The organism is Nocardioides ureilyticus, from assembly GCF_051280745.1.
GTDB lineage: Bacteria > Actinomycetota > Actinomycetes > Propionibacteriales > Nocardioidaceae > Nocardioides.
Window position 1 is genome coordinate 1 of record NZ_JBNCOG010000061.1, and the last position, 9,622, is coordinate 9,622.

7 protein-coding genes and 1 pseudogene are annotated in these 9,622 nt (G+C 72.7%); 7 read left to right on the forward strand and 1 reads right to left on the reverse strand.

Annotation, left to right across the window (positions count from 1 at the left end; all coding sequences use genetic code 11):
• The 5 genes from ACSMHG_RS19270 to ACSMHG_RS19290 all read left to right on the forward strand — a co-directional run.
• Window positions 1–254 (forward strand): UDP-galactopyranose mutase (locus ACSMHG_RS19270; RefSeq protein WP_435748162.1); only part of this gene is annotated, 254 nt, incomplete at its 5' end.
• On the forward strand, window positions 251–2,260 hold the full coding sequence (locus tag ACSMHG_RS19275) for a glycosyltransferase (RefSeq protein ID WP_435748164.1): 2,010 nt from the start codon (window positions 251–253) through the stop codon (window positions 2,258–2,260). The genes ACSMHG_RS19270 and ACSMHG_RS19275, both read left to right, overlap by 4 nt.
• Complete coding sequence (locus tag ACSMHG_RS19280; protein WP_435748166.1) at window positions 2,253–3,140, forward strand: ABC transporter permease; 888 nt, start codon at window positions 2,253–2,255, stop codon at window positions 3,138–3,140. Before ACSMHG_RS19275 ends, ACSMHG_RS19280 begins: the two co-directional genes overlap by 8 nt.
• Window positions 3,137–3,955, forward strand: a complete 819-nt coding sequence (locus ACSMHG_RS19285) for an ABC transporter ATP-binding protein (protein ID WP_435748168.1) — start codon at window positions 3,137–3,139, stop codon at window positions 3,953–3,955. The genes ACSMHG_RS19280 and ACSMHG_RS19285 overlap by 4 nt, the downstream gene beginning before the upstream one ends.
• 277 nt (window positions 3,956–4,232) lie before the next feature.
• A complete protein-coding gene (locus ACSMHG_RS19290; protein WP_435748170.1) occupies window positions 4,233–7,088 on the forward strand; it encodes an FG-GAP-like repeat-containing protein in 2,856 nt (951 codons plus the stop codon).
• Window positions 7,089–7,098: 10 nt separating this feature from the next.
• On the opposite strand, the gene ACSMHG_RS19295 is transcribed toward ACSMHG_RS19290, so the two are convergent.
• The gene (locus tag ACSMHG_RS19295; protein WP_435748172.1) at window positions 7,099–7,818 is read right to left on the reverse strand and encodes a TIGR03089 family protein; all 720 of its coding nucleotides are present in this window, start codon (window positions 7,816–7,818) and stop codon (window positions 7,099–7,101) included.
• Window positions 7,819–7,844: 26 nt separating this feature from the next.
• Here ACSMHG_RS19295 and ACSMHG_RS19300 point away from each other — a divergent pair, with 26 nt between their 5' ends.
• Window positions 7,845–8,930 carry a mannose-1-phosphate guanylyltransferase gene (locus ACSMHG_RS19300; RefSeq protein ID WP_435748174.1) on the forward strand — a complete coding sequence of 362 codons (1,086 nt, stop codon included), beginning with the start codon at window positions 7,845–7,847 and terminating at the stop codon, window positions 8,928–8,930.
• 175 nt (window positions 8,931–9,105) lie between these two features.
• Window positions 9,106–9,622, forward strand: a pseudogene (locus ACSMHG_RS19305) (HNH endonuclease signature motif containing protein); the annotation flags it as partial.

The following is a 9,622-nucleotide window of genomic DNA, read 5'->3' on the forward strand; positions in this document are numbered from 1 at the left end:
AGTACTCCCGCTTCGCCGAGGAGGGCGACGAGCCGTACTACCCGGTCAACACCGCGGCCGACCGGGAGAAGCTGCTCCGCTACCGGGAGCTGGCCAAGAAGGAGCCGCTGGTCCTCTTCGGCGGACGGCTCGGGACCTACAAGTACCTCGACATGCACATGGCCATCGGCTCGGCACTGTCGATGTTCGAGAACAAGCTGCGTCCGCACTTCGCCGAGGGCGCGGCGCTCACCAGCGGAGGAGTGGACGAATGAGCACGCGTCTCCTGCAGCGCCAGGTCCTGCCGCTCGACCGCGACTCCGACGTCCTGGCGCTCTACGTCGACCCCGAGGACGCCAAGCTCGACGCCGACAAGTACGAGGTCGGCGGCAACCGCGCGGCGAAGGCGCTCAACAACGCGGCCATCCGCCAGTCGACCTCGACGGGACGCACGATCCACCCCGACCAGATCGAGTCCCGCACCAGCCTGCGGGTGAAGTCGGGTGAGCGGCTCTCGTTCGGCACCTACTTCAACGCGTTCCCGGCCAGCTACTGGCGCCGGTGGACGGTCGTCACCGCGGTGACCCTCACCGTCACGGTCCGCGGCAGCGGCGCGACGGTGATCGTCTACAAGTCCATGGCGCGGGGCAACTCCCAGCGCGTCGACGCGGCGGAGACCACGGACTCGGGCACCAGCACCTTCAGCTTCGACCTGACGCTCAAGCCGTTCGTCGACGGCGGCTGGTACTGGTACGACGTCGTGGCCGGCGACGAGGACGTCGTCGTCGAGTCCGCCGAGTGGACCGCGGAGGTCCCGGACGACCGGGTCCAGCACGGCACCGTCGACCTCGCGATCACCACGATGAACCGGCCCGACTTCTGCGCCGAGCTGCTGGCCCAGGTCGGGGAGGACGAGACGCTGCGGCCCTACCTCGACACCGTGATGGTGATGGAGCAGGGCACCGACAAGGTCACCGGCTCCGAGGTGTTCCCGCGGGCGCAGGAGGCGCTCGGGGGGCTGCTGCGGGTCATCGAGCAGGGCAACCTCGGCGGCTCGGGCGGGTACGCCCGGGGGCAGCTGGAGTCGGTGCGCAAGGGCACCGCGACGTACACGCTGATGATGGACGACGACGTCGTCTGCGAGCCCGAGGGCATCGTCCGTGCGGTCACCTTCGGCGACCTCGCGCGGCGACCCACGATCGTCGGCGGCCACATGTTCAACATCTACTCGCGCTCCCGGCTGCACAGCTTCGGCGAGATCGTCCAGCCCTGGCGGTTCTGGTGGCAGTCGGCGCCCGACACCCACACCGACTGGGACTTCGCGGGGCGCAACCTGCGCTCGAGCCGATGGCTGCACAAGCGGATCGACGTCGACTTCAACGGCTGGTTCATGTGCCTGGTGCCGCGGGTCGTCCTGGACGAGGTCGGTCTGTCGCTGCCGCTCTTCATCAAGTGGGACGACTCGGAGTTCGGCCTGCGGGCCAAGGCGGCGGGCTACCCGACGGTGACCTTCCCGGGGGCCGCGGTCTGGCACGTCCCGTGGACCGACAAGAACGACGCGCTCGACTGGCAGGCCTACTTCCACCACCGCAACCGGCTCGTCGCCGCGCTGCTGCACTCGCCCTACCCCAAGGGTGGCCGGATGATCCGGGAGAGCCTGAACCACCAGATCGCCCACCTGGTCTCCATGCAGTACTCCACCGCCGAGCTCCGCCTGCTCGCCATGGAGGACGTCCTCGCCGGCCCCCGCGGGCTGCACGCGATGCTGCCGACGCGGCTGCCGGAGGTCAACGCGCTGCGCAAGCAGTTCACCGACGCCCAGCTGCAGGCCGACCCCGAGGCCTTCCCGCCGGTGCGGCGGAGCAAGCCGCCGCGGAAGGGACGCGACACCTCCGAGATCCCCGGCCGGCTCTCGACCCTGGTCAGCGCCGGCGTCCAGCCGCTGCGGCAGCTGAAGAAGCCGCGGCCGCTGGCGGAGGAGCACCCCGAGGCCGAGATCCGGGCGATGGACGCCAAGTGGTACCGCCTGGGGACCCTCGACTCGGCGATCGTGTCGATGAACGACGGCACGTCCGCGGCGTTCTACCGACGGGACCCCGAGAAGTTCCGCGAGCTGGTGCGGCGCACGGTGGAGATCCACGAGCGCTACCGGCGCGAGTGGCCGCGCCTGGCCCGCGACTACCGCACGGCGCTCGACGAGATCACCTCCCCGGAGGCCTGGGAGCAGACCTTCGAGCCGTGGCTGGACCGGGAGCCCGCACCGACCGGCGCCGATGACTGAGGCCGGGCGGCAGCGCGTCGTCGACGCGCCGCTGGCGCCGCCCGCGCCGACCGCGGGACTGCTCGACGTCCTGCAGCGGCGCTACCTGCTCAAGCTGCTGGTGCAGCGGGAGATCAGCGCGCGCTACCAGGGCTCGTTCCTCGGGTTCGTCTGGTCCTACATCAACCCGCTGTCGCAGCTGTTCATCTACTGGTTCGTCTTCGGTGAGATCATCGGGCGCGGCAACGTCGAGAACTTCGCGGTGCACGTCTTCTGCGGCCTGATCGTGGTCCACTTCTTCACCGAGACCTTCAACGCCGGGACCCGCTCGATCGTGCGGAACAAGGCGCTGGTGCGGAAGATGGCGATGCCCAAGGAGATGTTCCCGGTCGCCTCGATGCTGGTCTCGCTCTACCACGTGGGGCCGCAGCTGGTGATCCTCAGCGTCGTCTGCCTGCTCACCGGCTGGGTGCCGGACCCGGTCGGCATGCTGGCGTTCCTGCTCGCGCTGGCGATCATCGCGGTGCTGGGCACCGCGCTCGCCCTGATGTTCAGCGCCGCCAACGTCTTCTTCCGCGACTTCTCCAGCGCGGTGACGATCCTGACGAACTTCGTCCGCTTCGGCGTGCCGATGATCTACCCCTACACGCTGGTCGACGAGCGGTTCGGCCGGTTCGCCGAGCTGTACCTGCTCAACCCCATCGCGGACGCGGTGCTGCTGGTGCAGCGGGCGTTCTGGGTCGGCACCACGGATAACGCGGAGGCGACCGCGGCCGAGCACATCCCCGCGGACCTCTTCCTCTACGGCGGGGGAGCGCTGCTCGGCTCGGTGGTCGTCCTCGCGCTGGCCCAGCTGCTCTTCACCCGGCTGGAGAACAAGATCCCGGAGCGGCTCTCGTGAGCCTCTCGACCGCCGCAGCCGGCGCGGCGTACTCGCCGGAGACCTCGATCGTCGTGCAGAACGTCAGCAAGGAGTTCACGCTGCGCTACCACCGCACCGCCAAGCAGGTGGCGGTGGCGATGGTCAAGGGCCGCGAGATCAGCGACACGTTCAAGGCGCTCGACGACGTCTCGTTCACCGTGGAGCAAGGTGAGTCGATCGGGCTGATGGGGCTCAACGGCTCGGGCAAGAGCACCCTGCTCAAGCTGGTGAACGGCGTGATGAAGCCCGACTCCGGCACGGTGCTCACCCGGGGGCGGATCGCCGGCCTCATCGCGACGGGTGCCGGCTTCCACCCGCAGCTCACCGGCCGGGAGAACGTCTACCTCAACGCCGCGATCCTCGGCATGACCGAGGCCGAGACCCGCCGGAAGTTCGACGACATCGTGGAGTTCGCCGACATAGGCCGATTCCTGGAGACACCGGTCGGCAACTACTCCTCCGGCATGTTCGCCCGGCTGGGCTTCGCCGTCGCGATCCACGTCGACTCCGACATCTTCCTCGCCGACGAGGTGCTCGCGGTGGGGGACAAGCCCTTCAAGCGCAAGTGCATGGAGAAGATGCAGGAGATCCGCGACTCCGGACGGACGCTCGTCTACGTCAGCCACGCCGCGGGCTCGGTGCGCAAGATGTGCGACCGGGTGATCGTCCTCGAGCAGGGCCGGGTCGGCTTCGACGGCCCCGTCGACGAGGGCATCCGCTACGTCAAGTACGACGACGCCGCCAACGACCGGCCCGAGGACCAGGAGGACGACGAGCTCGGCTCGGACGTCTGACCCCTCCTCGTCGAAGTGGGGCGCCTGCAGGGTCGAGGTGGGTCGGCGTGACGGCACGCCCCCCACGTCGACCCTGGAGGCGTGCCACGTCGACCCTGTACGCGCCCCACCTCGACGGCTGGGAGTGGTCCGGACCAATTTGACAATTCTGGGAAAGGCCGGCGTGTCGAGTGGAAATTACACGATTGTAGTTACTCACGAAACCTAGCGACCGGTCTGTGACCGGTGTGAAAGTTGCGACCTGTGTGAACTTCCCCCGCACTGAAGTAGGTCGCCCATGCTCGCCACGAAGGACCGGTTCGTCACCGGCTGCCAGCAGCTGCTGGCGCTCGGTGCCGTCCTCGCCGTGCTCACCCCGGCGGCCCGGACGATCACGCTGGACGTGGTCCACGAGGCCCCGGCGGACGCCGGGGGAGCGATCGAGGTGACCCGGCTCTCCGGGTACGCCCTGGCGCAGGCGACGCCCTCGGTCGTCCCCGCCGGAACCGTCGACCCGGTCGTGACCGAGTACGCCCTGACCGCGCCGGCGCACGCCCGGGTCGCGCCGGGCGCCCTCCACGCGCGGACGACCAGCACGGCGCGCCGGACCGCGGTCGTGGCGGACCCGCAGCCCGTCACCGGGTACGGCGCCATCGGCGTCACCTGGCAGCACGGCGCCGAGGTCGCGGACGACGCGATCGCCTTCGAGGCCCGCACGCGGACGGGCGGGGCCTGGTCGGCGTGGGCCGACATGGAGTACCACGACGAGCACGCGCCCGACCCCGACAGCGCGGAGGGCCGCCGCGCCCGGCCGGGCACGACCGAGCTGATCGTCGGCGACGTCGACGCGGTCCAGGTCCGGGTCCGCTCGGAGGTCGGCGTGCCGCCGGACATGCGGCTGGCCGTCGTCGACCCGGGCGAGGCCGACGCGGTCGCGCAGGAGCGGCCCGAGCTCGAGACCGACGCCCTCGACGGGGGCCCGGCGCAGGCCCCGGCGCCTCCGGAGGCCGCCCCGGTGACCAGCGAGGCCGGCGAGGGCGCCGCCGACGCGCTCGCGCTGCGCGCCGCGGCGTACACGCCGAAGCCGGTGGTCTACAGCCGCGCGCAGTGGGGCGCCAACGAGAAGCTGCGCCGCGCCGCACCGACCTACTACGAGGTGCACGCCGGCTTCGTCCACCACACGGTCAACGCCAACGACTACACCCGCGCCGAGGTGCCGGCGATCCTGCGCGGCATCTACGCGTACCACACGCAGTCCCGCGGCTGGTCCGACGTCGGCTACAACTACCTGGTCGACAAGTTCGGCCGGATCTGGGAGGGCCGCGCCGGCGGCATCGACCGTCCGGTCGTCGGTGCGCACACCCTCGGCTACAACGAGAGCTCGTTCGCGATGTCGGCGATCGGCAACTTCGACGTCAAGCGGCCCTCGCGCGCCATGGTCGCGGCGTACGGCGCCCTCTTCGCCTGGAAGCTCTCCCTCCACGGGGTCGACGCGAGGTCGGCGAGCCAGTCGGTCGGCCGGCGCAGCTTCCCGGCGATCAACGGCCACCGCGACGCCGGCTCGACGGCCTGCCCGGGCAAGTACCTCTACGCGAGGCTGCCCGCGATCCGGCTGCTCGCCACCCAGGCCCAGCAGGGCTGGTCGGGTCGCGAGCTGGAGTCCGACGTCACCGGTACGCCGCACCCCGACCTGCTCGTCCGCAGCACCACCGACGGTCAGGCGTACGTGCTGCCCACCGGCGGGCTGACCCGCCTCCGCGCGCCGCGCACGGTCGCGACCGGGTGGAGCGGCGCCACGGTCCTCGCGTCGCCGGACCTCACCGGCGACGGCCGCGCCGACCTGTTGGTGCGCCGCGCCGACGGGACGGCGGAGGTCCGCCCGGCCGACGGCACGGGGGGCTTCGGCGAGCCGGTGCGCACCACCGACGCCTTCGCCGACCTCGACCTGGTCACGCCGGTGGGAGACCTGGACCGCGACGGCCACCACGACGTGGCGGCCCGCGAGCCCGGAAGCAACCGGCTCGACCTCTTCCTCGGCCGCGGCGACGGCCGCTTCCGCCAGCAGGCGGGCACCACCGGCTGGGGCGCCTACGACCTGCTGGTCGGCCCCGGTGACGTGGACGGCGACGACCACGCGGACCTGCTGGCGCGCGACGCCGCCGGCCGGCTGTGGCGGCACTCCGGCGCCGCCGCCCTCGACCCGCAGAGCCGGGCCGCCGTGCCCGGCGGCTGGGGCGCCTACTCCTCCATCGTCGCGGCCGGCGACCAGAACCACGACGGCCACGCCGACCTCTTCGTGCAGCGGCGGGACAACCGGCGGGCCTTCCTCCTGCAGGGCCGCGGCGACGGCAGCTTCAGCGGCCGGATCGGTCCGCTCGGGCGCACGACGGCACTCACCGGCCTCACCGCGGGCGGCGACGTCGTCGGCGATGCCGCGTCGGACGTGGTCGCCCGTCGCGGCGACGCCGTGGTGGTGCTGGAGAACGCCGGCACCTTCGAGACCACGACGCCCGTGCCGACCGGGGTCGACGTGCGCTCCGCCGACGCGCTGCTGAACGCCGGCGACTGGGACCGCGACGGCCACTCCGACATGATCACCCGCGAGGCCTCGACCGGCACGTTGCTCCTGCGTCGCGGCGACGGCGCCGGCGGCTTCTCCGGCCCGACGACCCTCGCCACCGGCTTCCGCGGCGTGCAGCTGCTCGCCGCGGTCGGGGACATGACCGGCGACGGCTGGCCGGACCTGATGGGCCAGCCGGCCGGCGGGGCCATGCGGCTCTACCCGGGCGCCGGGCTCGACGGCCTCCGGCCCGGCTACGTGGCGCGCAGCCGCATCGCCGCCGCCCGCCAGGTCCCCGTGGGGCGGTGGAACGGCGACGGCGCACCGGACAGCCTCTTCCGCGACGGTGACCGGCTGCTCCTCTACCCGGGGAACGGGCCGGGAGGGCTGACCACGCCGAGCCGGCTCGACGTGGACCTGAAGCGCTACGACTGGGTCGTCGGCATCAGCGACGTCGGCCTGGCCGGCCATGCCGACCTGGTCCTGCGCAGCAAGGCCGACGGGCGGCTGTGGCTGCTCCCCGGCAAGGCCGACGGGTTCGGCGCCCGCCGGCTCGTCGGCGAGGGGATGGGGGCCTACGACCTGGTGGGATGAGACCTGGTGGTCACGCGGGGAAGCGGGCGGTGGCGCGCTCGGCGGCGTACGTCGCCTCGAGCCGCTCCCGGTCGGCGCCGACCACGAGGACCAGGGAGCCGCTCCGTGCGAGCGGCTCGGCGAAGGTGGCGATCCCCGGTGGGGAAGCCGGGTTCGCGTCCGAGAGGAGGCGGCCGCCGTCGGAGAGCAGGCTCCCGGCGGCGGCCGCGCTCCACAGCTCCGCCTGGGTCACCGGACCGTCGAGGTCCAGGGCCAGGTCGTCCTCCTCGACCGGGTCCCACGGGACGAACGAGTCCGGCTGCGACCAGATCTCGACGCCGACGTCGTGGACCCCGGGCGGCAGCGGGTCGGCGAAGCGGACGCCGAGCGGCAGCAGCGAGCAGGCGAGCACCGGGAGGTCGGCCGCGCGGTCGGCCCAGTGGTCGAGCCGGTCGGGCCCGCAGACCACCGCGTCCGCGTCCTCCGTGGCGGTGACGGTGAGGCCGGCGTTCCATGCGGCTCCCAGGAAGACGGTCGCGAGCCAGTGGGTCGGCAGGTCCACCCGCAGGGTGCCGCCGCGCTCGAGGTCGTGCTCCTCGACCAGGAGCGAGGAGGCCTTCGCGACCCAGTTGGCGTACGTCGTGACCGAGAGCTCCACGCGCTCCCCGGAGCGGTGGTCGTAGAAGGTCACGAGCGGGCGGCCGGGGTCGGTGCGCAGCAGGCCGGCGAGGACGGCAGGGAAGGTCGTCACGCCGGCCCACCCTAGGCTCCCCACCCATGAGCACCCTCGACGGCTTCTGGGCCGTGATCCCGGCTGGTGGCGCCGGCACCCGGCTCTGGCCGCTCTCCCGGTCGGCGTCGCCGAAGTTCCTGCGCGACCTCACCGGCACGGGCCGCTCGCTGCTGCAGCAGACCCACGACCGGCTCGCGCCGCTGGCCGGCGACCGGTTCCTCGTGGTGACCGGCCGCGCGCACCGTGCGGCCGTGACCGGGCAGCTCGACCGGTTGGCCGACGACGCCGTGCTCGCCGAGCCCTCGGCGCGCGACTCGATGGCCGCGATCGGCCTGGCCGCGGCGCTGCTGGAGCGGCGGGACCCCGACGCGGTGATGGGCTCCTTCGCCGCCGACCACGTCATCACCGACGCGGAGGGGTTCCGGGAGTGCGTCCGCGCCGGGGTCGCGGTCGCCCGGGAGGACTGGCTGGTGACGCTCGGCATCGAGCCGACGTTCCCGTCCTCGGCGTTCGGCTACATCCACCTCGGGGACGAGCTGCCCGGCCACCCCGGCGTCCACGGGGTCCGCGAGTTCGTCGAGAAGCCCTCGTCCGGGGTCGCCGCGGAGTACGTCGCCACGGGCCGCTACCGGTGGAACGCGGGGATGTTCCTGGTCCGGCCCACGGTGCTGCTCGACCTCCTGGGGACCTGGCACGCCGACTTCGCGGAGCGGCTGCGTGCCATCGCCGCCGAGCCTGCTCGGCTCGAGGAGCTGTGGCCGGACCTCCCGCGGATCGCGCTCGACCACGCCGTCGCCGAGCCGGCCGCCGCAGCGGGCCGGGTCGCGACGGTCCCCTCGGACTTCGGCTGGGACGACGTCGGCGACTTCGACTCGCTGGCCACGATCCTCGAGGCGGCCGGGGCTGCCGGCGGCGCCACGGTGCTCGGGGACCCCTCGCTGGTCGAGGGCGTCGACAGCACCGGGCTGGTCGTGCCGCGCTCCGGCCGCCTGGTGGCGGTCGTGGGCCTCGACGACGCCGTGGTCGTCGACACCCCCGACGCCCTGCTGGTCACGACCCGGGCCCGGGCACAGGAGGTGAAGGCGGTCGTCGAGGCGCTGAAGCAAAGTGGCCGCGCGGACCTGACCTGAGCGCCCGGTCGTCCGGTGGTCGAGCTTGTCGAGACCACGGCCGTCGCGTGGCCGGTGGTCGAGCCCGGCTCGGTGGTCGAGCTTGTCGAGACCACGAATCCGTCGCACCGGAACGTCCTGCACAGGCGAGCGCAACCCCTGGCACTCGAACAGGAGTTCGAGTAAACTAAAGGCCATGACGTTGGCCGCGGATCTCGAGCAGCAGCTGGACACCCCGTCCAGTGTGCTCACCGCGGTCCGGGAACGGCGCCGGGCGGCGGACCGTGCCGAGGCCGAGCAGCTGGAGCTGGCGGTGCAGTGGTGCCTCCAGCACCCCGCGGAGCACGTGGGAACGGCTGCGTGGTCGGCGGCGTGGTCGGCTGCGTGGTCGGCTGGGTTCGGGGACCAGGTCGTCGGCCTGGCCGGCGAGGGCGCCCCGGTGGTCAGCGAGTTCGCGGTCGAGGAGTTCGCCGCCGCGCTGGGCATGTCCACCGACACCGGCCGCGCCTACCTCGGCGAGGCGCTGGAGCTGCGCTACCGCCTGCCCAGGCTCTGGGAGCGCGTCACCCGGGTGCAGGTCCCGGCGTGGAAGGCGCGGCTGGTGGCCCGGCGGACCATGGCGCTACCGGAGGCGGGCGCGGAGTTCGTCGACCGGCACCTCGCCCCGGTCGCGGCCACCATCGGTGTGGCCGCGCTGCAGCGGCTGGTCGAGG